This is a genomic window from Bradyrhizobium sp. SZCCT0148 (assembly GCF_018129985.1).
GTDB classification, from domain to species: domain Bacteria; phylum Pseudomonadota; class Alphaproteobacteria; order Rhizobiales; family Xanthobacteraceae; genus Bradyrhizobium; species Bradyrhizobium japonicum_H.
Window position 1 is genome coordinate 618363 of sequence record NZ_JAFCKT010000001.1, and the last position, 24006, is coordinate 642368.

At 64.7% G+C, this 24006-nt stretch carries 20 protein-coding genes; 15 read left to right on the forward strand and 5 right to left on the reverse strand.

The window, feature by feature from the left end:
* The first annotated feature begins 65 nt into the window (after positions 1-65).
* The 3 genes from JQ580_RS02935 (at position 66) to JQ580_RS02945 (ending at position 1901) form a co-directional block, all read left to right on the forward strand.
* The gene (locus JQ580_RS02935; RefSeq protein WP_212278236.1) at positions 66-806 is read left to right on the forward strand and encodes a TetR/AcrR family transcriptional regulator; all 741 of its coding nucleotides are present in this window, start codon (positions 66-68) and stop codon (positions 804-806) included.
* A 118-nt stretch (positions 807-924) separates the two neighbouring features.
* Positions 925-1416: a DUF2852 domain-containing protein gene (locus JQ580_RS02940; RefSeq protein WP_212278237.1), complete on the forward strand. Its 492-nt coding sequence runs from the start codon at positions 925-927 to the stop codon at positions 1414-1416.
* Positions 1417-1643: 227 nt separating this feature from the next.
* Positions 1644-1901 (forward strand): hypothetical protein, encoded by a 258-nt coding sequence (locus JQ580_RS02945; RefSeq protein ID WP_212278238.1) that lies wholly within the window; start codon positions 1644-1646, stop codon positions 1899-1901.
* 135 nt (positions 1902-2036) lie between these two features.
* Here the strand turns inward: JQ580_RS02945 and JQ580_RS02950 are convergent, their stop codons facing one another.
* Positions 2037-3200, reverse strand: coding sequence for an acyl-CoA desaturase (locus JQ580_RS02950; protein ID WP_212278239.1), 1164 nt, complete (start codon positions 3198-3200; stop codon positions 2037-2039).
* Positions 3201-3523: 323 nt separating this feature from the next.
* Here JQ580_RS02950 and JQ580_RS02955 point away from each other — a divergent pair, with 323 nt between their 5' ends.
* From JQ580_RS02955 to JQ580_RS03010, 12 genes are all read left to right on the forward strand, one after another.
* A complete protein-coding gene (locus tag JQ580_RS02955; RefSeq protein WP_212278240.1) occupies positions 3524-4288 on the forward strand; it encodes a serine acetyltransferase domain-containing protein in 765 nt (254 codons plus the stop codon).
* Between the two features lie 429 nt (positions 4289-4717).
* Positions 4718-5434: a protein TolQ gene (gene tolQ, locus JQ580_RS02960; protein ID WP_106948155.1), complete on the forward strand. Its 717-nt coding sequence runs from the start codon at positions 4718-4720 to the stop codon at positions 5432-5434.
* A 43-nt stretch (positions 5435-5477) separates the two neighbouring features.
* The gene (gene tolR / locus JQ580_RS02965) at positions 5478-5930 is read left to right on the forward strand and encodes a protein TolR (RefSeq protein ID WP_063201086.1); all 453 of its coding nucleotides are present in this window, start codon (positions 5478-5480) and stop codon (positions 5928-5930) included.
* Between the two features lie 4 nt (positions 5931-5934).
* A complete protein-coding gene (locus JQ580_RS02970; RefSeq protein WP_212278241.1) occupies positions 5935-6894 on the forward strand; it encodes a protein TolA in 960 nt (319 codons plus the stop codon).
* A 40-nt stretch (positions 6895-6934) separates the two neighbouring features.
* On the forward strand, positions 6935-8278 hold the full coding sequence (gene tolB / locus JQ580_RS02975; protein ID WP_212279180.1) for a Tol-Pal system beta propeller repeat protein TolB: 1344 nt from the start codon (positions 6935-6937) through the stop codon (positions 8276-8278).
* 249 nt (positions 8279-8527) lie between these two features.
* Positions 8528-10861, forward strand: a complete 2334-nt coding sequence (locus tag JQ580_RS02980; protein ID WP_212278242.1) for a putative bifunctional diguanylate cyclase/phosphodiesterase — start codon at positions 8528-8530, stop codon at positions 10859-10861.
* A gap of 189 nt (positions 10862-11050) precedes the next feature.
* Complete coding sequence (locus JQ580_RS02985) at positions 11051-11776, forward strand: N-acyl amino acid synthase FeeM domain-containing protein (RefSeq protein ID WP_106948158.1); 726 nt, start codon at positions 11051-11053, stop codon at positions 11774-11776.
* 303 nt (positions 11777-12079) lie between these two features.
* On the forward strand, positions 12080-12568 hold the full coding sequence (pal, locus tag JQ580_RS02990; RefSeq protein ID WP_018317777.1) for a peptidoglycan-associated lipoprotein Pal: 489 nt from the start codon (positions 12080-12082) through the stop codon (positions 12566-12568).
* Between the two features lie 198 nt (positions 12569-12766).
* Positions 12767-13837: a tol-pal system protein YbgF gene (gene ybgF / locus JQ580_RS02995; RefSeq protein WP_212278243.1), complete on the forward strand. Its 1071-nt coding sequence runs from the start codon at positions 12767-12769 to the stop codon at positions 13835-13837.
* A 71-nt stretch (positions 13838-13908) separates the two neighbouring features.
* Positions 13909-14967 (forward strand): tRNA lysidine(34) synthetase TilS, encoded by a 1059-nt coding sequence (gene tilS, locus JQ580_RS03000; RefSeq protein WP_212278244.1) that lies wholly within the window; start codon positions 13909-13911, stop codon positions 14965-14967.
* A 265-nt stretch (positions 14968-15232) separates the two neighbouring features.
* Complete coding sequence (ftsH, locus tag JQ580_RS03005; RefSeq protein WP_212278245.1) at positions 15233-17158, forward strand: ATP-dependent zinc metalloprotease FtsH; 1926 nt, start codon at positions 15233-15235, stop codon at positions 17156-17158.
* A 170-nt stretch (positions 17159-17328) separates the two neighbouring features.
* Positions 17329-18774 carry a hypothetical protein gene (locus tag JQ580_RS03010; protein ID WP_212278246.1) on the forward strand — a complete coding sequence of 482 codons (1446 nt, stop codon included), beginning with the start codon at positions 17329-17331 and terminating at the stop codon, positions 18772-18774.
* 2 nt (positions 18775-18776) lie between these two features.
* Here the strand turns inward: JQ580_RS03010 and JQ580_RS03015 are convergent, their stop codons facing one another.
* The 4 genes from JQ580_RS03015 to JQ580_RS03030 all read right to left on the reverse strand — a co-directional run bounded on the left by JQ580_RS03015 (position 18777) and on the right by JQ580_RS03030 (position 23765).
* The gene (locus JQ580_RS03015) at positions 18777-19460 is read right to left on the reverse strand and encodes a class I SAM-dependent methyltransferase (RefSeq protein WP_249134002.1); all 684 of its coding nucleotides are present in this window, start codon (positions 19458-19460) and stop codon (positions 18777-18779) included.
* A gap of 8 nt (positions 19461-19468) precedes the next feature.
* The gene (locus JQ580_RS03020) at positions 19469-20464 is read right to left on the reverse strand and encodes a glycosyltransferase family 2 protein (RefSeq protein ID WP_212278248.1); all 996 of its coding nucleotides are present in this window, start codon (positions 20462-20464) and stop codon (positions 19469-19471) included.
* A 130-nt stretch (positions 20465-20594) separates the two neighbouring features.
* Complete coding sequence (locus tag JQ580_RS03025; protein ID WP_212278249.1) at positions 20595-22187, reverse strand: hypothetical protein; 1593 nt, start codon at positions 22185-22187, stop codon at positions 20595-20597.
* Positions 22188-22274: 87 nt separating this feature from the next.
* Positions 22275-23765 (reverse strand): hypothetical protein, encoded by a 1491-nt coding sequence (locus JQ580_RS03030; RefSeq protein WP_212278250.1) that lies wholly within the window; start codon positions 23763-23765, stop codon positions 22275-22277.
* Positions 23766-24006: the final 241 nt, after the last annotated feature.

The following is a 24006-nucleotide window of genomic DNA, read 5'->3' on the forward strand; positions in this document are numbered from 1 at the left end:
AGCTGAGGTTAATCCTGCCTCGCCGCTAGTGACCTTCGCGTCCGGCTCATGTAAAGCTCGTTCACATGAGCTGGCGCAAGGAGCAGCGCCGCGCCGAGCGCGGCTATCATCACGGCAATCTGAAGGAAGCACTTCTGCAGGCCGCTCTCGGGCTGATCGCCGAGAAGGGCGCGGCCGGCTTTACCTTCGCCGATGCCGCGCGCATGGCCGGCGTCAGCGCGGCGGCGCCGTACCGGCATTTCCGCGACCGCGACGAGTTGTTGTCTTCGATTGCCCAGCGCGGCTTCGAGCAATTCGAGGCGCGCCTGACTGCGGCCTGGGACGACGGCCGCCCCGACACGGTCACCGCGTTCGAGCGCGTCGGCAGGGCCTATCTCGCCTTCTCCCGCGAGGAGCCCGCCTTCTATGCCGCGATGTTCGAATCCGGTCTGCCGGTCGATGCCAATCCGGCGCTTCAGGCCGCCAGCGAGCGCGCATTCAACATCATTCGCGCCGCCGCCGAGCGGCTTGCGGCGTTGGCGCCGCCCGGCATTCCGCGCCCGCCGGCGATGATGATGGCGCTGCACATCTGGTCGATGGCCCACGGCGTGGCCTCGCTGTTCTCCCGCGGCGACGCCGCGCGAAGAAAGCTGCCGATGTCGCCGGACGAGCTGTTGGAGGCCGAGGTGCTGATCTATCTGCGCGGTCTCGGCTTTCCGACCGACCGCCGCCCTTCGCCCAAAGGGGCCGAGCCGCCGCCGGTACCGCCGGAGGCATCCTCCGGTTCAGGCGTGCCGCCGGGCGGCCCTTGGGGCAAGCCGAAATAAAATTACGCAAATAATCACGCGGGCGTGTCAGGCGGCCAGCTTGACAAAATCGCGGGATGATCTAGCTATGTAAATGTTATTTACATTCACAACGGCCGACGCCGTCATGGAGAAGGAAATGGCCTACACCGCTGATGTCAATCGCTGGCGCGGCCCTTCGGACCAACACCAACCGTACGAGCGTCCGCGCATGCTCGATACGCCCTGGCATCCGGGCTGGATCGCCGTGACCATCCTCGGCTTCATCATCTGGTGGCCGATCGGACTCGCCCTTCTCTTTTTCACACTCGGGAGCAGAAGAATGTCGTGCTGGAGCAATCAGGACCGCTGGCAGAACAAGATGGAGCGGATGCAGTACAAGATGGACCGCATGCGCGGCCGGATGGAGCGCCGCGGCTTCGGCTTTGGCTTCGGCCCGCCGTCCTCCGGCAACCGCGCCTTCGACGAGTACCGCTCTGAAACGCTGCAGCGGCTCGAGGAGGAGCAGGTCGAGTTCAAGAACTTCCTCGATCGCCTGCGCCACGCCAAGGACAAGGAAGAGTTCGACCAGTTCATGGCGCAGCACAAGACGCGTCCGACCCCGCCGCCGACCGATCAGCAGCAGGGCTGACCTTCGAGCCTGATCCCTCTCAAAGCCTTCAGGCGCATGCCCCCAAAGTCCTGATGGCCCCGAGCCGCTCGTCTGCGCAACCCGCAGGCGGGCGGTTTGGCTTTAGGGGCTGACCTCGCCCCCGTTTGCGGGGGAGTCGGATTACGTCGCAAGATGGCAGAACCCAATCCGCGCGAGCACCGACCAAGTCTCGACCGCGCGCTTTCCGCGCGCCGACGGGTCCGACCATGGCCACGGCTGGATGCAACGAGACCACGCAACGCATCGCGCTGCTCGAGCGCGTCTCGGACCTGTTCGACCGATTCGGACGCCTGGTGCCGCTGGCGATCGCGTTCCTCAACGGATGGCCGACCGAGATCAAGTTCTATCCGGACTTCGTGGTCGGCAACGCGTGGAAGGTTTTTCTCAGCTGCATCCTCTACCAGCTCGCCGCGTTCGCGCTCAGGCGCGCGGTTACGTTTGCGTCAGGGAGCCTCGACCCATGATCCTGCTACGCGATTTCGCGCTCTATGTTTTGCCTGGCCTGGTCGCCGCGGGCGGCTGGCTCTATGCGTTCAGCCTGCGCAAGCAGGCGCGCAGCTGATGAAAGCCACGCCAATCCGGCCGCATGGTCGCTTGGTTCAGCGCGCTGTCACGAGCTGTGCACGAACCGAAGTCAGGAAGTGTTCGTAGGCATGATCCACGATCTCGTTGAGTGATCGCGTCCGTGCGAACATCGCCTTGGCCTCTGCGAGGAATTCCTCGCGCGTCGGTATCCTCGGCAGATGCAGATGTGTCAGCGCGTCGACACCGTCATGCGCGCGATTGAGGATGTCGTGCAGCGTCGGCAGCTGCAGCTGGGTCGGGTCGGCGCGGTGCAGCGCCGAAGATATCGCATGTGCAAGCTTCGGCGCGTCGAACCGCCCGGCAAGTTCACGGGCTGCCCGATTGATGACGCGGGCGCCGAGCGGCTGCTCGTTGCGCAGCACCTGTTCAGGCGGCGATTTCATGTTCCAGACGATGCCGAACCAGGACAGCAGCTTCAAGACGTAATAGGTGACGTCGATCTCCCACCAGTAAAAGCCCTGCCGCACGCTGCTCTGATAGGCGTGGTGATTGTTGTGCCAGCCTTCACCCATGGTGAACAACGCCAGCAGCCAGTTGTTGCGGGAGTCGTCGCCTGTCACGTAGCGCTTGCGTCCGTGCACATGGGCCAGCGAATTGATGCAGAAGGTTGCGTGATAGACCAGCACCGTGCTCCACAGGAAGCCGACGATCAGGCCCGGCCACCCCGCAACCAGAAAGCAGAGCGCAGCGAGCACGAAGGCCGGCAGCAGCTCCAGTCGATGCAGCCACATCAGTTCGGGATAGACCGTGAGATCGCCGACCTTCACGAGGTCGGTCGCGTCATGCTCCCGGTAGAAGATCCAGCCGAGATGGCTGTAAAGGAAACCGCGCTGACGCGGCGAATGCACGTCAAGTTCCGTGTCCGAATGCAGATGATGATGCCGATGCTTCGCCGCCCACCACAACACGCTCTTCTGCGCGGTGCTTTGCGCAAGAAAGGCCAGGATGAACTGAAACACGCGGCCGGTGGCGAAAGCCCGATGCGAGAAGTAACGGTGGTAACCCGCCCCGATCGCAAACATGCGCACGACATAAAGCGAACCGCAGATCGCGACAGCCTGCCACGTGACGCCCGACCAGATCGCCGCAAAGCAGCCGAGATGGACCAGCACGAACGGTATGGCGGAGGGATACATGACGTCGTCGTGGTGGTCGTCGGCGGGCGCGTTGGGCGACATATTTTGGCGTGACCTCAGTAACGGGGATCCGGTTTTCGCGTCGGCAGCGCGGACGATCGCCGGGTATGAAAAACCCGCGGATGGCGGACCACCGCGCGGGTTTGAAGGAACTGCTTTGCAAGGACATCCGGCCAAAGCAGCGTTGGCCGAATATTCGGGTGAATATATGGTCGCGGATAGCAGGCATGCAACCTCGTAGCCTCACGGGGAGCTGCGGCATCGTGTTCGGGTCGTCGCAATGCTGCGGCGCCGCGTGGCGCGCGGGCTGTCTACGGCCTATAGTCGGTACGTGAAGGTAGCACCCAAGCACCGGAGGCGGCCTGATGACAATTGCGACCGCAACGGACGATCGTCTCTGGCAGACCATACGCGAGGAGGCGCAGCGCGCCTGCGCATTCGATCCCGTTTTCGGCACTTCGCTTGTCGATGCGGTGCTGGCGCATGATAGTTTCGCCGCAGCTCTGGCCGATCTGATCGGGCGTAGACTCGGCGGCACCGCCGCAGGCCGAACGCGTTTCACATCCTTTTCTCTCGACGCCTTTCGCGACGCGCCGGAATTGATCGAAGCTGCCGCCCGTGATTTGCAGGCAATCGTGCGCAGCGATCCCGCCATCGCCGGTCTGTTGGCGCCGCTGCTGCATTTCAAGGGCTATGTCGCGCTGCAAGCCTGGCGCGTCTCGAACTGGCTCTGGCGTCATGACCATCGCGATGCGGCGCTTCTGTTTCAGAACGAAGCGTCGAACCTGTTGCAGGTCAGCATTCATCCGGCAGCCAGCGTCGGCTCGTCCGTGTATCTCGACCACGCCACCGGGATCGTGATCGGCGCCGATGTGGTGATCGCAGACGAGGTCACCATCCTCCAGAATGTCAGCATCGGCCGCGGCAGCGAGTTGCCGACGCGCTCGCCGCGTATCGGGCGGGGCGTCTATATCGGCGCCGGTGCGACCGTCTTGGGGGACATCAGAATCGGCGATTTCGCCAAGATCGGAGCCGGCACGGTGGTGACCCAGGACGTGCCAAGCGGCTGCACGGCAGTCGGCGATCCTGCGCGGCTGACCAACTGCCCCGAGCCCGCTTCGGCGGCGTGACGCACCATCTCAGGCATTGGATGTGGCGGGATCCGGATCGACGCGGCAAAGGCATCGCCTGCAGGATGCGTCCGGTCACATGGCCCTGGGCGAAGGGTTCCGGCGCCAACCTCCTGCGCTGCCTACCTTTCCGGCAGCCAAATTGGCCTGTGGTAACCTCGCATTAACCAACGCCGGGCTCTGGTAAGGGCGGACAATCGCGCCCAAAGCCCAAGGCCATGGATCGTCAAGGCCCGGGGCCAAAGGCCCATAGTTTTGACATCTTGGCAGGGAATGCAGACGGCGGCTTTGGACGAGCCCCTGCACCCAGAAAGACAAGGCTTTGAGCGGGCTTGCCGGCCGCGCCGGTTCTAGCGCGGCCATTGGGGAACCGGCGGCCATTTGCTGGCCGGTACATCGGATAACGATCGCCTTGAGAGGATACTGCTTATGAATCCGGCCGACGTGGCTCAGTCAGCCCTTCCGGTTGCCGCTTCCGCGGACGTGTCGCTGATCGCGCTGTTCTGGCAGGCTCACTGGATCGTGAAAGCGGTGATGCTGGGGCTTCTCGCCTGCTCGGTCTGGGTCTGGGCGATCGCCATCGACAAGATCTTTCTGTTTGCCCGCACCCGCCGCTCGATGGACCGTTTCGAGCAGGCGTTCTGGTCCGGCGAATCGATCGAGGAGCTCTATCGCACCCTCTCGGCCAAGCCGACACATTCGATGGCGGCCTGTTTCGTGGCGGCGATGCGCGAGTGGAAGCGCTCATTCGAGAACCAGGCCCGCTCCGTCGCCGGCCTTCAGATGCGCATCGACAAGGTCATGAACGTCTCGATTGCCCGCGAAGTCGAGCGGCTGGAGCGTCGCCTGCTCGTGCTGGCGACCGTGGGCTCCGCCGGCCCCTTCGTCGGCCTGTTCGGTACGGTCTGGGGCATCATGTCGAGCTTCCAGTCGATCGCGGCGTCGAAAAATACCTCTTTGGCGGTGGTCGCGCCGGGTATCGCGGAAGCGCTGTTTGCGACCGCAGTCGGCCTTATCGCCGCCATTCCTGCCACTATCTTCTACAATAAGTTCACCTCGGAGGTGAACCGGCAGGCTCAGCGGCTGGAAGGCTTCGCCGATGAGTTTTCCGCCATCCTGTCACGTCAGATCGACGAGCGGGGCTGACGGGCGGGATGTATAGTGTGAAGGGCAATTTGGGCACCAAGCCATGGGCATGAACGTTGCGAGTTCGTCCGGAGGCGGCGGGCGCCGCGGCCGGCGCAAGCCCGTCGTGGCCGAGATCAACGTCACGCCGATGGTCGACGTGATGCTGGTGCTGCTCATCATCTTCATGGTGTCGGCGCCGATGCTGACGGTCGGCGTGCCGCTCGACCTGCCGCAGACCCAGGCCAAGAGCCTCGAAAACAACGACCAGAAGCCGATCCAGATGTCGGTCGACATCAAGGGCAAGGTGTTCATCAACGACACCGAGATCGCGATCAACGAATTGATCCCCAAGCTGAAGGCGATCACCGACGCCCGCGGCGGCCTCGAGGAACGCATCTATCTGCGCGCCGACAAGAAGGCGGATTACGGTACGGTGGCCAAGGTGATGGGCCAGTTGTCCGGAGCCGGTTTCAAGAAGCTCGCCCTCGTCACGGAAGCGGATCAGGGATCCTAAGCCGGTGAAGGTGAACATCGACAAGACACTCGTTGCGTCGATTGCCCTCCACGTGCTCGTGCTGGGATGGGGGCTCGTGACCTTCAGCAGCAAGGCCTACATGGCGCCGGAAGAGTCGCTCCCGATCGACATCATCTCCACCGATCAGCTCGCGAAGATGATGGCCGGGCAGAAAACCGGCAAGAAAGAAGAGATGAAGCCGAAGGTCGAGAAGATCGCGGAGCCCAAGCCGGAGGAAGACGCTGTCGGCAAGGTCACTGAGAAGAAAGAACTGATCAAGACCAATTCGCAACCGGAGCCGCCGCCGAAGCCGGTCGAGAAGCCGGTGGAGAAGAAGCCCGAGCCACCGAAGCCCGTGGCCGAGGCGAAGCCGAAGGAAGAGCCGAAGCCGCCGGAAAAGAAGCCTGATCCGGCCAAGGAAGATCCGATCGCCGAGCTGCAGAAGAAGCTGGAGACCAAGAAGCCGCCGCCCAAACCCGTCGAGCAGAAGGTCGCGGCGGTGCAGCCGCAACAGCAGCCGAAGCCCAAGGAGCGCAGCTTCGATCCCGCGCAAATCCAGCGCGACCTCGACAAGCGCGCTGCGACCCGGCACGAGCAGACCGGCTCGGCACTGAATGCGTCGGCTTCGCTGGGGGCCGCGACGGGCACGGCCTCAAACAACATTGCGACCTGGCGTGGTGCGTTCCAGGGTGCGGTCAAGCGCTGCTTCACGCCGACCTATAACGGGCAGGATGCCGACCAGTACGAGGCCGACATCGACATTCCCATGAAAATCGACGGATCGCTCGCGTCCGAGCCCGTCGTGGTCGCGGTGAGGGGACCGTCGCGCTCGATTGCTCAGGCGATCGCCGAGAGCGCCAAGCGCGCCATCGTGCAATGCCAGGTCTACTCGTTCATGCCGAAGCAGCAGTACGAGAGCTGGAAGCTCATTCCGATGACTTTCGGCCTGAAAGATATGTTGTGACATCCAACAAAAGAATTTTGCAATGAATGACGTCCGATCGATGAACCGCCGCCGCTTCATGACCCTGACCGGATCGACGCTCGCGATGCTCGGGGGCGGACAAGCCTTCGCGCAGGCCCAGCCGCGAATTCGCATCGACCCGACCGAGTTTCAGCCGATCCCGATCGCGATCACCAATTTTGTGCCCGGCTCGCCGTCCGACGGCGATGTCGGCAACGGTGTGACCCAGGTCATCACCAACAATCTGAAGCGTTCGGGGCTGTTCGCGCCGATCGACCAGGCTGCCTTCATCGAGCGCATCAGCAACATCGACGTCGCGCCGCAATTCCAGAACTGGAAGACCATCAACGCGCAGGCCCTCGTCACGGGGCGTATGACGCGGCAGTCAGATGGCCGGCTCAAGGCCGAATTCCGTTTGTGGGACGTGGTCTCCGGCCAACAGCTTGCCGGGCAGCAATATTTCACCTCGCCAGAATATTGGCGCCGCATCGCCCACATCATCTCCGACCAGATCTATGAGCGGATGACCGGCGAAAAGGGCTATTTCGACAGCCGCGTCGTGTTCGTGGACGAAAGCGGGCCGAAGGAGCGCCGCGTCAAGCGGCTTGCGATGATGGACCAGGACGGCGCCAATGTGCGCTATCTGACCCGCGGCTCCGACCTCGTGCTGACGCCGCGCTTCTCGCCGAATTCGCAGGAAATCACCTACATGGAATTCGGGCAGGGCGATCCGAAGGTCTATTTGTTCAACATCGAGACCGGCCAGCGTGAGATCGTCGGCAACTTCCCCGGCATGACCTTTGCCCCGAGATTCTCGCCGGACGGCCAGCGCGTCATCATGAGCCTGCAGCAGGGCGGCAATTCCAATTTGTTCGTGATGGATCTGCGCTCGCGCTCGACCACGCGCCTCACCGACACGCCGGCGATCGACACGTCTCCGTCCTACTCGCCGGACGGCGCGCGCATCTGCTTCGAGTCCGATCGTGGCGGCCGGTCGCAGATCTATGTGATGGCGGCGGGCGGCGGGCAGGCGCAGCGAATCTCCTTCTCCAAGGACGATACCAACGCCAGCTATTCCACCCCGGTCTGGTCGCCGAAGGGCGATTACATCGCCTTCACGAGACAGGGCGGCGGGCAGTTCTCGATCGGCGTGATGAAGCCGGACGGCTCCGGCGAGCGGCTGCTCACCTCCGGCTTCCACAACGAAGGCCCGACCTTCTCGCCGAACGGCCGCGTGCTGATGTTCTTCCGCGATCCCGGCGGCAATGGCGGCCCATCGCTGTACAGCGTCGACATCTCCGGCCGCAACGAGCTCAAGGTGCCGACACCGGGCTTCGCGTCCGACCCAGCATGGTCGCCGCTGCTATCCTCGACGGCGGGCTGACGAGAACACTAAAACATCGCGCGTTCCGATGCGCGATGTTGTTGAAAAACGCACCGGGTTTTTCGACTTCTACGCGCAAAGCAAGCTTTCCTTCACCTTGTGCTCGGCAGCACTTGCCTAGTTGCTTGATATTTAAGCGAAAATCAATTCGCAGATAACGAAAACAACTCGACTTTAACGATGTTCCCTCAGAAAGGCTTCACCTGGGCTGGGTAAAAGTACGCGCCAAACAGGACGCGTAACAAGCCAATGCAACTGGCCGACCAGAAGCAGAGTGATCGAGACGAGCTGGAGCCGATTCTCTACGCCGCTCTCATCAACTCCATGGTGCAGAATTTCTGGGCGATCTTCCTCGGCTCGGCCTCCGCGGCCGTGGCCGCGGTGATGACTGCGTTGAAGACGGGCGACGTCTGGCTGTGGCCGCTTGCGTTCCTGCTGATTGCCATCGGCACCGCGCGCGCGTTCCAGATGCGCGGGTACGAAAACCGCACCCAGATGCTGTCCTTCGAAGAGGCCAAGCACCTCGCCCCGCGTTACTGGATCGGCGCGCTGAGCTATGCGGCTGTGCTCGGTGTGTGGGCCTTCGTCGTCATCTACAACAACAACGATCCGGTCGCCGACATGCTGTGTGTCGCGATCGGCATCGGCTACACCGCGGGCGGCGCCGCCCGCAATTACGGACAGCCGCGGGTGATCCAGTGGCACGTCGCGCTGGCCTGCGGTCCGATGTCGCTTGCCTTGCTGCTGCACGGCGGCTTCTACCATGTCGGGCTCGCCATCCTGCTCGTGTTCTTCTTCATCGGAATGAAGAACATCAACCTCAGCCTGCATGCGATCTTCGTCAAGGCGCTGACCTCCAGCTTTCGGGAATCCGCACTGGCGAGCCAGTTCGACACCGCGCTCAACAACATGCCGCACGGCCTGTGCATGTTTCGCGCCGACGGCCGCCTCGCGGTGATGAATCATCGCTTCGGCGAGCTGATGGCCCTGCCCGAGGACCTGGTCAAGCGTGGCGCTATTGCTTCCGACATCATCTCGGCCTGCGTCGCCGCCGGATCCATTTCGGCCGGGAGTGGCGACCAGATCCTGGCCGAGATCGAGAAGGCGAAGATCTGCGAGATCGTCACCGCCGATCCAAATCCGGCACGCGGGCGCACATTGTCCTGGACGTTCCAGCCGATGACCGGCGGCGGCACCGTGCTGCTGCTGGAAGACATCACCGAACGCACCGTTGCGGAAGCCCGCATCAGCCATCTCGCCCGTTATGACGAGCTCACCGCGCTGCCGAACCGCGTCAGCTTCCGCGACGAGATCGAGCGGCTGCTGGCCAACGCCCACGGCGCCGAGCGCCTCTCGGCGCTGCTGTTCGTCGACCTCGACCAATTCAAGCAGGTCAACGACACGCTCGGTCATCCCTGCGGCGACCAGCTGCTGTGCGCGGTCGCCAACCGTCTGCGCGAGATGCTGCGTCCCGAAGATTTCGTCGCCCGCTTCGGCGGCGACGAATTCGTCGTGTTCCAGCAGAACATCTCGTCGACGGAAGACGCCGCCTCGCTCGCCCGCCGCATCGTCGAGCGTCTGAGCGAGCGCTACCGCATCGACAATCATCTGGTCGAGATCGGCGCCAGCGTCGGCATCGCGCTGACCTCGCCGGACGACGCCGTCAGCGCCGATACCCTGCTCAAGAACGCCGACATGGCGCTGTACCGCGCCAAGGCCGACGGCCGCGGCACCTTCTGCTTCTTCCGTGACGAGATGGCGGCGACCGTCGAGGCGCGCCGCATCCTCGAGCTCGATCTGCGCAAGGCGCTCGCCAACGAGGAGTTCGAGCTGTTCTATCAGCCGCTGGTCAATCTGAAGTCCGGCAAGATCACCACCTGCGAGGCGCTGCTGCGCTGGAATCATCCGGTGCGCGGCACCGTCTCGCCGGTCGACATCATCCCGGTCGCCGAGGACATGGGCCTGATCGTCGACCTCGGCCGCTGGATCCTGCGCCGCGCCTGCATGGAATGCATGAAGTGGCCGGAGAGCGTCAGCGTCGCCGTCAACTTCTCGCCGCAGCAATTCCACCAGCGCGACGTGCTGAGCGAAATCCGCTACGCGCTCGAAGTGTCGGGCCTGCCGGCGCACCGGCTGGAGATCGAGATCACCGAGTCCTCGCTGCTGCGCAACACCCAGCTCACTCACGACATCCTGTCGCAATTGCACGCGCTCGGCGTGCGCATCTCGCTCGACGATTTCGGCACCGGCTATTCGAGCCTCAGCTATCTGCACAATTTCCCGATGCAGAAGGTGAAGATCGACCGCTCCTTCCTCGAAGGCATCGACACCGACCGCCCGCTGACGCTGCTGCGCGGCGTGGCGCGGCTGTCGGCCGATCTCGGCATGGCCGTGGTGGTCGAGGGCATCGAGACCAACGAGCAGCTCGATCTGATCAGCGCCGACGGCACCGTCTCCGAGGCGCAGGGCTATCTATTCAGCCGGCCGGTGCCCGCCGTGCGGATGCGCCAGTTGCTCAACGCCTCGCATGGACGGCGCGGCGAAGGCCAGCTCCACGTCGCCAGCTCGCGCTCCTTCGCTTAAACCCCCTTCTTGAAACGTCCCATCATTTCAGACTGTTGCGGCTAACCGTAGTGCTACGGGGGTTAACCCTAACTATTCGATTGCTTTGCATCCTTGTTAAGAGGGTGTTAATAATTGCCACGCGCGCGGAAGTTGTTTGGCCAGAATTGGCTTTCGAGCCCGCGGCGTGAGTGTGGGTAGGGAGTTGGAATGCAGTCCTCAGCCAGATCTGTCATTTCGGCTGTTGGACGGGGAGCGGAGCTCCTGACCGACGTCGACTATCATCTTGCGGAAACCGCCGCGGAGAAGGAGGAGATCTACAATCTCCGCTACCGCGCCTATCTGCGGGAGGGCGCCGTCAAGCCTTCGGCGGACGAACGCGTCACCGACCGCTATGACGAATTGCCGAACGCGTGGACCTTCGGCGTCTATCTCCATGGCGAGCTTTGCAGCTCGGTGCGCATCAGCGTGCTGACGTCGGAATGGCGCGAGTCCACCTCGGCCGATGTCTTCCCGGACATCCTGATGCCGCGGCTCGATCGCGGCGAGGTCATGATCGACCCGACCCGCTTCGTCGCGGATCCCGACCAGGTGAAGCGCGTTCCGGAGTTGCCCTATCTGACGACCCGTCTCGCTTACATGGCCTGCGAGCATTTCAATGCCGATCTCGGCCTCGCCATCGTGCGTTCCGAGCATCAGGCCTTCTACCGCCGGGTATTCCTGCATGAGACCATTGCCGAGCCCCGGCTGGTTCCCGGCCTCACCAAGCCGTTCGGATTGATGGCGGCGGACTTCCCGAACTTCCGCAAGAAGGTGTTCGAGCGTTATCCGATCATGCGGTCGACCGCCTTCGAGCGGCGGATGCTGTTCGGGCGCGGGGGCCAGCGCCAGGTGCCGCAGCGGCCGGTGCTCGTGGCGGACGCCGCACACGCCTGAGTCGGCGGTTGCGAAGATGCGGCTCAGGCTGTTGAGCCTGGGCGCTTTGGCCGGCTACAGGTCGCCACACATCAACTTCTGCGCCCAAATTCCGGCGAATGCCGGCGGTTTTGCCGGTTGGCGAGGCTTGCCTTCACCCTCGTGCCACATTTACAACCCATTAACCATGACGGTTGCTTTTCGCTGGTTGGGGGCATTTGATCGGCTGAGGCAAGGTTCCGTCAAGGTTGACGGAACGTTCGCTTAACCAACCCCCTGTAGACCGGACAGCAGTGGACGAAACGTGAGCGTGGAGGCTCCGGAATGAAACATCCTATGCGTATCCTCCAGGGATTGAAGCTGGTAGCGGTGCTCGCCGTCGCGCTGTCGATGGGCGCCTGCGCCAACAAGAATGCTGCGACGGATGCGATGGCCAATGCGGCGACGCCCGGCAGTCAGCAGGACTTCGTCGTCAACGTGGGCGACCGCGTGTTCTTCGAGAGCGACCAGACCGATCTGACCCCGCAGGCGATCGTGACCCTGGAGAAGCAGGCGCAGTGGCTCCAGACCTATCCGCGCTACAGCTTCACCGTCGAGGGCCATGCCGATGAGCGCGGCACCCGCGAATACAACATTGCGCTTGGCGCTCGCCGCGCCCAGTCGGTGCGTTCGTTCCTCGCCTCGCGTGGCATCGATCCGAACCGCATGCGCACGATCTCCTACGGCAAGGAGCGGCCGGTCGCCGTCTGTAACGACATCTCCTGCTGGTCGCAGAACCGTCGCGCCGTCACCGTGCTGAACGCCAGCTCCTGACGCCGGACTGACACTCAGTCAGGCGCCGTTCATCTTCCAGAACCGATTATACCGGCGCCCTCTCGGGCGCCGGTTTCGTTTCAGCAATCCGTGACAGAATCGCCGTGGTGCCCGACACATTTTTGGCGTACTCCCCTTCAATGTGTGGCGCGTCGCATGTTCCGTCGCAGGCCATTTCGCTTTCGTCGTCAGGGCAAGATGTCATCCAGATTTAAGGTCTTTACCCGCACGGTGGCCATCGCCGCGCTGCTCTCCGTGTGTTCACCCGTCTTCGCCCAGACCGATGACGATCCTGAGATGCGGATCGAGCGGCTCGAGAACCAGCTGCGCCAGCTGACCGGCCAGAACGAAGAGCTGCAATACCGCAACCGCCAGCTCGAGGAGCGGCTGCGGGCGCTTGAAGGCGGCGCGCAAGGCGCGCCCGCACAGGCGCCCGGCGTCGCGGCGATGCCGCCCGCCCAGATCGGACCAGGCCAGGGCGCGCCCGGTTATCGCCAGCAGCCGCAGCAGCAGGCCGTGCAGCCGAATTACGAGCAGCCGCAGATTGCTTCTCCCGCGCCGATCGTTCAGGAGCAGCCGGCGCCCGGCGCGCCCGGGCGAAACCGCCGCGGCGATGCGTTCGACCCGAACCAGAATCCGAATGCGCCTGGCGCGCCGCGCGCGCTCGGCGGCGGCCAGCAGCCGATGTCGGCAGGCAACCAGACAGCCTCGCCCGGCGGTCGCGGCGCGGGCGAGCCGCTCGATCTCGCCAATACCAGCCCACGCTACCAGCAGGGCGCACCGGCCCAGCCCGGCTACCCTCCGGCTCAGCAAGGCTATCCGCCGGCCCAGCAAGGCTATCCGGCACCTGCCGGCGCTCCGGCCCTGACGACGCTGCCACCCTCGGCCACGCCGCGCGACGAGTTCGATCTCGGCATCGGCTACATGCAGCGCAAGGACTATGCGCTCGCCGAGCAGACCATGAAGAACTTCACGCAGAAATATCCAAGCGACCCGCTGCTCGGGGATGCGCAATACTGGCTCGGCGAAAGCTATTTCCAGCGCCAGCAATACCGCGACTCCGCGGAAGCCTTCCTCGCCGTCACGACCAAATACGAAAAGTCGGCCAAGGCCCCGGATGCGCTGCTGCGGCTCGGTCAGTCGCTCGCCGCGCTGAAGGAGAAGGAGGCCGCCTGCGCCGCCTTCGGCGAGGTCGGTCGCAAATACCCGCGCGCCTCCGCCGGCGTCAAAGCCGCGGTCGACCGCGAGCAGAAGCGGGTGAAGTGCTGACCCGCGGCGCCGAGCGCTGACAAGGCCGATGGCGTTGCGCTAAAACGGTGCCGGCATTGCTGGGCAGCGTCATGTCAGACGACGACACTTCTCCGATCTCGACGCGCGAGGCGAGGCGGCTCTTCGCCGGCCTGAAGAGCGCGCCGGCGCTGGTGCTCGCCGTATCGGGCGGGCCCGACTCGGTCGCGCTGATGTGGCTTGCGGCGCGCTGGCGGCGCAGCCTGGCGCGCGGCCCGGTTCTCACCGTCGTCACGATCGATCACGGGCTGCGGCGAGAGGCGGCGCGCGAGGCGCGTGAAGTCAAGCGGCTCGCCGCCGAACTCGGATTGCCGCACCGGACGCTGCGCTGGCGCGGCGCAAAACCGAAGACAGGTCTGCCGGCCGCGGCGCGCGAGGCGCGATACCGCCTGCTCGCGCAGGCCGCGCGTGCCCTCGGCGCGAGCCACGTGCTGACCGCTCACACCCAAGACGACCAGGCCGAGACCCTGTTGATGCGCCTGTTGCGCGGCAGCGGACTTGCCGGGCTGTCGGCAATGGCCCCCCACAGCCAGCGCGACGAAATCGTGCTAGTGCGTCCGCTGCTCGAAGTCCCGAAGGCGCAGTTGATCGCGACCCTGAAGCGGGCTGGAATCAGCTTCGCCGACGATCCCACCAACCGCGACACAGCCTTTACCCGGCCGCGGCTGCGCGCGCTGATGCCGCTGCTTGCGGCCGAGGGGGGCGATGCCCGCACACTGGGACGGCTCGCCGCCCGGCTGGCGCGGGCCAATGCCGCGGTCGAACTGCTGGCCGATGGCGCCGAGCGATATCTCCGTTTACGGGATCGCGGCAATGCGCCGCAGGTCGGTGTGCGAAGCTTCGAGGCCTCGGCCTTTGCGGCCCTGCCGGAAGAGGTCCGGTTGCGGCTCCTGCTGCGAACCATCAACGCCCTCGGGCATGAAGGGCCGGCGGAACTCGGCAAGGTTGAAGCCGTCCTCGCGGTGCTCGATCAGGCCATCGCCACAAGCCCCCGCGCAGGCGCAAAGGGCCGGACGGCCTTGAAGCAGACCCTTGCGGGAGCCTTGATCAGCCTTGCCGACGGGCGTATCCACGTCGCGCCGGCGCCGGCCCGGCGCCGCAAGGGTGGATAGAAACGGACGAGGGCGGACCATGACACCGGCCGTTTCCGGGCGGCCATCGTCAGGTCACCTTAACCAGGCAGGAAAAACCCCGGCCGGGTCGCCATTATTTCAGCGGGAATCGCTCTAAGATGGGATAAATAGTCCCATCTCGTTCCCTTGGCAGCGACCGGGGCGGCACCTAAATTGTTATCGTCTAACGATGAGGATTCCTTGGGGATTTCCTCGTAGAGCCCAAGGATGAGGCCGCGATCCGCGCGACCACGAAGGAAGATCGATGAACGCCAATCTGCGCAATTTCGCCCTCTGGGTCATCATTGTCTTGCTGCTGTTGGCGTTGTTCACGCTCTTCCAAAATCCTGGCCAGCGCGCCTCCTCGCAGGACATCGCCTTCTCCCAGCTGTTGAGCGAGGTTGACCGCGGCAACGTGCGCGACGTCGTAATCCAGGGGCCGGACATCCACGGCACCTTCACCAACGGCTCCAGCTTCCAGACCTATGCGCCGAACGACCCGACGCTGGTGAAGCGCCTCTATGACAGCAAGGTCCAGATCACCGCGAAGCCGCCCGGCGACAACGTGCCGTGGTTCGTGTCGCTGCTGGTCTCCTGGCTACCGTTCATCGCGCTGATCGGCGTCTGGATCTTCCTGTCGCGGCAGATGCAGGGCGGCGCCGGCAAGGCGATGGGCTTCGGCAAGTCGCGCGCGAAGATGCTCACCGAAGCGCACGGCCGCGTCACCTTCGAGGACGTCGCGGGCGTCGACGAGGCCAAGCAGGATCTCCAGGAGATCGTCGAATTCCTGCGCGACCCCGGCAAATTCCAGCGTCTCGGCGGCCGCATTCCGCGCGGCGTGTTGCTGGTCGGCCCTCCCGGCACCGGTAAGACCCTGATCGCGCGTGCGGTCGCGGGCGAAGCCAACGTGCCGTTCTTCACCATTTCGGGTTCGGACTTCGTCGAAATGTTCGTCGGCGTCGGCGCGAGCCGCGTCCGCGACATGTTCGAGCAGGCCAAGAAGAATGCGCCCTGCATCATCTTCATCGACGAAATCGACGCGGTCGGTCGTCATCGTGGCGCAGGCCTCGGCGGCGGCAATGACGAGCGCGAGCAGACCTTGAACCAGTTGCTGGTCGAGATGGACGGCTTCGAGGCGAACGAGGGCGTGATCCTGATCGCCGCGACCAACCGTCCCGACGTACTCGATCCCGCGCTGTTGCGTCCGGGCCGCTTCGACCGCCAGGTCGTGGTGCCCAATCCCGACGTCGTCGGCCGCGAGCAGATCCTCAAGGTTCACGTCCGCAAGGTGCCGCTGGCCCCCGATATCAACCTCAAGACCATCGCGCGCGGCACGCCCGGTTTCTCCGGCGCCGACCTGATGAACCTCGTCAACGAAGCCGCGCTCACGGCCGCCCGCCGCAACAAGCGGATGGTGACGCAGGCCGAGTTCGAGGAAGCGAAAGACAAGGTGATGATGGGTGCCGAGCGCAAGTCGCTCGTCATGACCGAGGAAGAGAAGCTGCTGACGGCCTATCACGAGGGCGGTCACGCCATCGTCGGCCTCAACGTCGTCGCGACCGACCCGATCCACAAGGCGACCATCATCCCCCGCGGCCGTGCGCTCGGCATGGTCATGCAGCTGCCGGAGCGCGACAAGCTGTCGATGTCGCTGGAGCAGATGACCTCGCGGCTCGCCATCATGATGGGCGGCCGTGTCGCTGAAGAGCTGATCTTCGGTCGCGAGAAGGTGACCTCGGGTGCGTCCTCCGACATCGAGCAGGCGACACGCCTGGCTCGCATGATGGTGACGCGCTGGGGCCTGTCAGAGAAGCTCGGCACCGTCTCCTACGGCGAGAACCAGGACGAGGTGTTCCTGGGCATGTCGGTCTCGCGCACGCAGAACGCGTCCGAGGCGACCGTGCAGAAGATCGACTCCGAGATCCGGCGTTTCGTGGAAGAGGGCTACAACGAAGCGACGCGCATTCTCACCGAGAAGCGCGCCGACCTCGAAGCTCTCGCCAAGGGCCTGCTCGAGTTCGAGACGCTCTCCGGCGACGAGATCGTCGATCTCCTCAAGGGCAAGAAGCCGAACCGTGAATCGGTGCTCGAGCCGACCACGCCGCGTGCCTCCGCGGTGCCCCCGGCCGGCAAGACGCCGCGCCCGCGGCCTGATGCGGATCCCGGCCTGGAGCCGCAGCCGCAGGCCTGATCGGAAGCCACAGTCGAGATTGCAAAACGCGGCGGAAACGCCGCGTTTTTTGTTGGCTGGTGGTTCGCGGATGCGGGCGGTCTCCCGGCGTGGGCGGGGCGCGCGGCTTTGGGACAAACGGCGGAATCACTAAAGAAGAACTTAACGCTTGCGTCCTAATTTGGCCCGCCATGACTGACCAGGTCGTCCACAGCGCGGTTCAACCGTTTTCGGCACGTGCGGCGCTCCCCTGGGCCGTAGGCCTCGGCGTCTATGCCATGCTGCTGGTCGTCGGGCCGTGGCTGCTCGGTGATCCCGACAGCTATTCTCACATCGAGGTCGGGCGCTGGATCATCGCGCACGGCGCGCTGCCGGAAAGCGATCCGTTTTCGTTTTCGAAGCACGGCGCGCCCTGGATCACGTTCGAATGGCTCTCGGAAGTCGTCTACGCCGGAGCCTACGCATTGTCCGGCTGGCCCGGCGTCGTCGTGGTGGCAGCCGCGGCAATTGCGCTCGCCTTCGGCCTGTTCACCTTCTTCCTGCTGCGTGAGCTGTCGCCGGCCCTCACGGCGCTCATGGTGATCGCGGCAATCATCCTGCTGGCGCCGCATATGCTGGCGCGGCCACATGTCCTCGTGCTGCCGGTGATGGTGACCTGGGCGGCTGCCTTGGTGCGCTGCATGGATCGCGGCGGGCCTCCGCCATACTGGGCGCTGCCGCTGCTGGTGCTGTGGACCAATCTGCATGGCAGCGTGGTTCTTGCGCTGGGGCTGATCGGCCCGGCGGTGCTCGAGGCGCTGCTGCGTGAGGGGCGGAGCGAGTGGCCGCGCGTGCTGCTGCGATGGCTGCCCTTCTCGGCCCTAGCCCTCGCGGCGTCCTGCCTGACGCCGCATGGGCCGGAACCGCTGCTGATGCCGCTGACGACACTCGGCCTCGGCTCTGCGCTCGCCTGGATCGGGGAATGGCGGCCGCAGGATTTCAGCCATGTCGGTGGATTCGAGCTGCTGCTGCTCGGTGGCATCTTCGCGCTCACGCGCGGCGTCACGCTGCCGGTCGTGCGGGCGCTGGTGGTGATCGGCCTGCTGCATTTCGCTCTGGCGCAAGTGCGCAATGCGGACCTGCTGGCGATGCTGGCGCCGCTCTATCTGGCGGCGCCCTTGGGTCGGAAGTTCGGCGGGCGGATCACCGACGACGAGGCGGGCCCATCGCGCGGCCTGAACCTGGCCGCGTTTGGTGTCGTGATCGCGATGAGCGGGGCGGCGCTGGCGCGCGACTTACGGCCGGCTGCCGTCATCACGCCCCAGGCTGCCGTCGCTCAAGCCGACCTCGCCAAGGCGGGGCGCGTGCTCAACGATTATTCCTTCGGCGGCTATCTGATCTTTGCCGGCATTCCCACCTTCATCGATGGTCGCGGCGAGCTGTACGGGGGACCGTTCATCGACCGCTACAATCGTGCCCTGGCGCTGGTCGACCTTGCAGATTTTCTCAAGCTGCTCGACGACTACGACATCGGGGCGACGCTGCTCGCGCCGCGAACACCGGCGGTCGCGATGCTCGACCGGATGCCCCAGTGGCAACGCGTCCATAGCGACGAGGTGGCGGTCGTGCACAAGCGGCGGGATCCGCCGCAGAGATAAAGTCAGGCGGTGCCGAAGGCCGCGTATTGACCGCCGAGCGACACGCCGCGCAGGGCCTCTTCGAGGCGACGCGCCGGTTTGGTGTCCCAGGGAAGCAGCAGGAAATGGCGCGCGCCGATGTCGCGCAATCCGCCCGCCGCCATGAGCTTTCGGGTCTTGCCGGCACTGAGCAAGACGGCGTCCCGGTCGAACTCACAGCGCGCGACGGCAAGACGCGTCAGCGGGTTGTACGGATTGTGCTCGATCACGCAGACGAGCCCCCCGGGGCGTACCACCCGCCGCATCTCGGCGATGAAATGCGCCCATTCGGCGGGGACGACGTGGTGCATCACGCAGATGGCCGTGACGAGATCGAAGCTGGCGTCCTCGAAGGGAAAAGTGCGGCCGTCGAACTCGCGGTAGTCGACCCCGCTATTGGCCGCGCGGGCCTGCGCCAGGCTGGCCGACGAAACGTCGATGCCGCTCAGGCTGCCGGCGATGCCGTGCAGCAGCGGATGAAGGCTGCCGACGCCGCAGCCGGCGTCCAGCATGTCGGGCCTCTCGGTGCCCAGCCGCTGCGCGATCAGGTCGCGTAGCAGGTCGGCCTTCGCGCGCATAAAGAAATCATGCGGCAAGCCCGAGAAGTCGATCGAGGATTGCACGACGTCGCGGTAGTTGGCGTGATAGCCATCGAAGAGCTCGCTCATGCGCCGGGTCACTCGTTGACGGCGTGGATCGCGGGCGCGCCCGCCGCCTCGTTGCGATCGAAGCCGGCGCGCGTTTGCACCACATAGAGCGGGCGGCGTTTCACCTCGGCATGAATGCGGCCGACATAAAGTCCCACGATGCCCGTCATCAGCATGTTGATGCCGCACAGCAGGGACACCACGACCATGGTCGAGGACCAGCCGGTGACCAGATGGCTGTCATTGCTGAGCCACAACAGGATCACCCAGCCGCCGTACAGCAAAGCCAGTCCCGAAACCGTCAATCCACACCAGATTGCGAGCCGCAGGGGCAGGTCTGAAAAGCCGAGCGCGGCGTTCATCGCGAGCCGCACCATCTTGAACAGCGGGTATTTGGTTTCGCCCGCCGCGCGCTCGAGGCGGTGGAAGGCGACCTCGGCCTGCCGGAAGCCCAGCCAGGCGATCATGCCGCGCACGAAGCGGTCCTGCTCCGGCATCTGCATGAGTGCGTCGAGCACCTTGCGATCGATCAGGCGGAAATCGCCGACGTCGGCGGGGATGCCGACGGAGGACATCCTGCCGAGGAGCCGGTAGAACACATGCGCAGTCGCCCGCTTGAACCGGCTTTCGCCGTCGCGCGACAGGCGGCGGGCGTGGACGACGTCGTTGCCTTCCTTCCACTTCGCGATCAATTGCTCGATCACTTCCGGCGGATCCTGCAGATCGGCGTCCATGACGATGATCGCTTCACCTTGCGCGGCGTCCATGCCGGCGGTGATGGCAACCTGATGGCCGAAGTTGCGCGACAGGCCGATATAGCGGAAGCGCGGATCGCGCTGGGCGAGCGCCTGGAGCACGATGGAGCTGGAATCGCTGCTGCCGTCGTCGACGAAGATCGCTTCTGCAGGCCCGTCGAGCCGGGACAGAACCAGGTCGAGCCGGCGCAGCAGGACCGGCAGCACGGCTTCCTCGTTGAACACGGGGATGACGAGGCTGTAGCGGATCGATCTGGTATTGGCCGCCATGCGATGGATTCCGGCTGGTTTCAGGGGCGGAAGTCTAGTTCACCGGTGGTTAAGGTCGCCTTGCTGCAACCGTTAAGGATTGGGCGGCAGGAGCGACTGAGGGAGGCGGAATGGGCGCGATGCCTGACGATCAACCTCGCGGTGCAGCCGCAGCGTCGCGTGAGGGCCTGCGGTGGATCTTGTAGAGGACAAATCGCTTCGAGGTATCCAGCACCTCCAGCAGGTCAGGCAGCGGGTTCGCAGCCTGGGGCCCAAGCACGTACAGATAATCGAAGTCCCGGTACCAGGTGCGGACGAACGGCGGAGCGCCCGCCGGCGGTTGGCTCGTCGCGATTGCGGCAAGCATCTCCGTCGGCACCGGTCCGCCATAGGGGATGGCAAGACCGCGCACGCCCTCGCGTGGCCGCACCGGCTGCTTGCCCGCTTCCGTGAAGAGATTGGGCACGAACGCGTTGGCATAATGTACGGCCAGCGTCGGCGCATAATACATCGGATACGAGGTGAGGTCGGCAAAGGGCGGATCGCCATTGTCGCCCGTGCTGCCGACGAGGACGCGCGAGCCGCGCTCGATCTTCTGGAACGAGGTGATGATCGCCGCGTAGTCGGCGCGGTAAGGCAGCCACACCGCGAGGACGATGGCGAGATTTATCAGGATGATGCCGCTGATCGCGGCGAGCGCGGCTGTTCTCCAGGCACGGCTCGGCAGCGTCAGCGAGCTGAAGGCGGGGAGGATCAGAGCCGCAGCGGGAATGACACGAAGGTCGACAAATGCGGTTCCAAACAGCTTCGAGGGGATGACGAGGTAAAGCAGCGCAAAGCCGATCGCGAGCCAGGTCCCGGCTGGCTCGAGCCTGAGGAGGCCGCGCCGTGCGGCGAATAGCAGCGAAATCATCAATACCAGGCCGGTCGCTGCCGCTGCCGTCAGATTGTAGCCGTTCAGGATGCGCAGCGGCCAGACGGGCTTGAATCCGAAGAACCAGCTCGTCCCTTCGCTTCCGATCGAGCCCGCGGTCATCTGCATGATCGCAAACAACACGAGCGCGGGCAGGGCCAGCGCGCCGAGCCGGGCGGCGGCGACCCGGTAGGCTATTCCGTGCTGACGCATGCGCGAGAGCTCGTAGAGGCCGAGCGTCGCGCCATAGATGCCGAGCGAGAAGAAATGCGCCGCATACAGCGCCGCGACGAACACCAGATTGGCGACGAAACGCAGCGGCCATGGGCCTTCGGCCAGCATCAGGTAGATTGCGATGCCCCAGAGCGCGAGGCCGAGGCCAAACTCGAAATTCACGAAGCCCCAGCTGAACGGCAGACAATACAGGAAGGCCAGCGCAGCGAAGCCGGCAAGATGAACGCGTCCTTTTCGGACCCATTCCAGCAACAGCGCGCCGCCGACAATGAGCAATTGGCTCAGCAGCAGAAACAGCCGCGTGGCGGTCTCAACGCTCATCAGACGCGCCAACTGCGGCACCAGCAGGTCCATGCCAAGGTTGGGATAGAAGGCCCAAGCCACCTCGTAATGCGGATTGGCATCGGGGGTGCCGTTCTGGCTCAGGATGTACATGCGGGCGAGGTGATTGGGATAATCGACCATCGCGGGGATCGGGGTCAGCAGCACCGGCAGAAGCGAGAGCGCCGCCAGCACCGCCAGGACGGCGATCGGCACCGACCGCTCCGAGCCCGACCTAGCCGGCATTGTCACAGTCGGCCTGTCAAAAGAAGACATGTCGCGGGATCGCCGGGGTTTGAGCGCAGCGGTCGTGTCCGCGGCGCATTTGCTCACGGTTACGCGTGCGTGCCGTCACGGGGGTGCTCACTTCGAAGGCGTCGCGGTCGCGCTGCCCGCATGGTCTCGCACATGGATCACGGCAATGTCGTCCGTATAGATCCGCTTCCAGCCCTTCAGCTGGTCGAGGATCTGCGGGCCCGGCGCATCGGCAACCAGGAGCGTGGCGTCGATCTTGTACTCGTCGAGCAGGCGGGGCAGCAGCTCGGGCTTCTTGCCTTCCGTCGCCTTGAAGAAGTCCATCACGAATTTCTCGCCATAGAGCTCGGCACGGCCGTCGACGAAGACCGGAATGTCGCGCGAGATCAGATAGCCGCCGAACTGGTAGGCATTGAAGACGCGCTGCACCTTGCGTTGCTCCAGCAGATCGACGGCCGCAACGGGCGTGTGCGTCGTCGTGAAGGTGAAGCGGTGGTGCCCCATGTAGAGCGACGTCGAGGTCCAGCTCGCCGCCACGATCATCAGCGCGCCAAGCGCGGTGACAGTGCGGGCCGGCCAGCGCCCGGCATCGACTGGGTCAGGCGCCGTGCGGGGGAACATCTCGCCGAGCGGCTTTGCCAGCACCAGCGGCACCAGAAACGCAAATGCCTCGATGCTCCTGACATGGGTCAGCGCGCCCCAGGTCAGGAAGAGGATCAGGAATATCCGGGGCGCCGACAGCACCAAGCCGCGGTAATAGCCGAATGCGATCAAGCCGAGCAGGGCTCCTTCGAATGGCGTGAAGGTGGAGAAGTTCGCCGGCATCCATTCGAAGATCAGCGACAGCAGCTCGCCGAGGCCGAGGATGTTGGTCGCGCCGAGCAGCGTCCGCCAGCCATACGGCGTGAGGCAGCTCGCGGCCAGCGCGCCGATTCCGAACAGCACCCAGCGCGTGAACAGGGCAAGCCGTCGTCCCTTTCCGGCATGCTCGATGGCCTCGAGCGAGATCGGGCCGATCAGCGCGAGACCCAGCACGAAGCCGCCATGCAAATTGGCCCAGAGTGCCATCAACGGCAGCCAGGACCAGGACGGCGCGCTCTTGCGGTCGGCAGCTGCCATCAGCACGCCGACCCACGCCACCATGACCGGCAGCGCCAGGATATGCGGACGCGCCAGCACGTGATGGGTCGACAGCAGCAGCGCCAGCATCGCGAACAGCACTGCGCGAGGTGCCTCGATCTGCGCGTCGAGCAGATAGACGAAGATCGCAACCGTGATCGCGACCGCGACCGCAGTGAGGATGACGGGGCCCGCCCAGTCCAATTGCGCATGGGACCAGGCGAACAGCACCTGCGACAGCCACGACGTCGAAATCCATGGCGCGCCCGTGCGCGTGAACGAATAGAGGTCGGTGGTGGGCATGGCGCGGTGATCGAGGATCCATTGCCCGATCTTGACCTGCCAGAAGGTGTCGGAGTCCTGCAGCCGCGTGTCGCCGAGATAGAGGTAGAACAGATAGACGCAGGCGCCGACGCACAGCGGCACCAGCGCGCGCGCGCGGCTGTGCGCCGCGATGCTGTTGGCAAAGGAAAGGGACATGCCGCCTCGTCGTCCTGTTGTTCTTGTCGGTCGGGCACGGACCGGAGTTGGCGCAATGTGCGGCGCGGCTTTCCGGAAGGATCATGCTCGAACAATCACCTGCCGCGCGATGAATGTTGATCGCGTCGCGCGTCAGTCCGGGCGAGCGGCATTGCACCACGGGCGGTGATAACTTCGGGTAAACTGGCCGGTCACGCCGGTTTCATGTCCCGACACATTTAACGGATTGTTTTAGATTTCA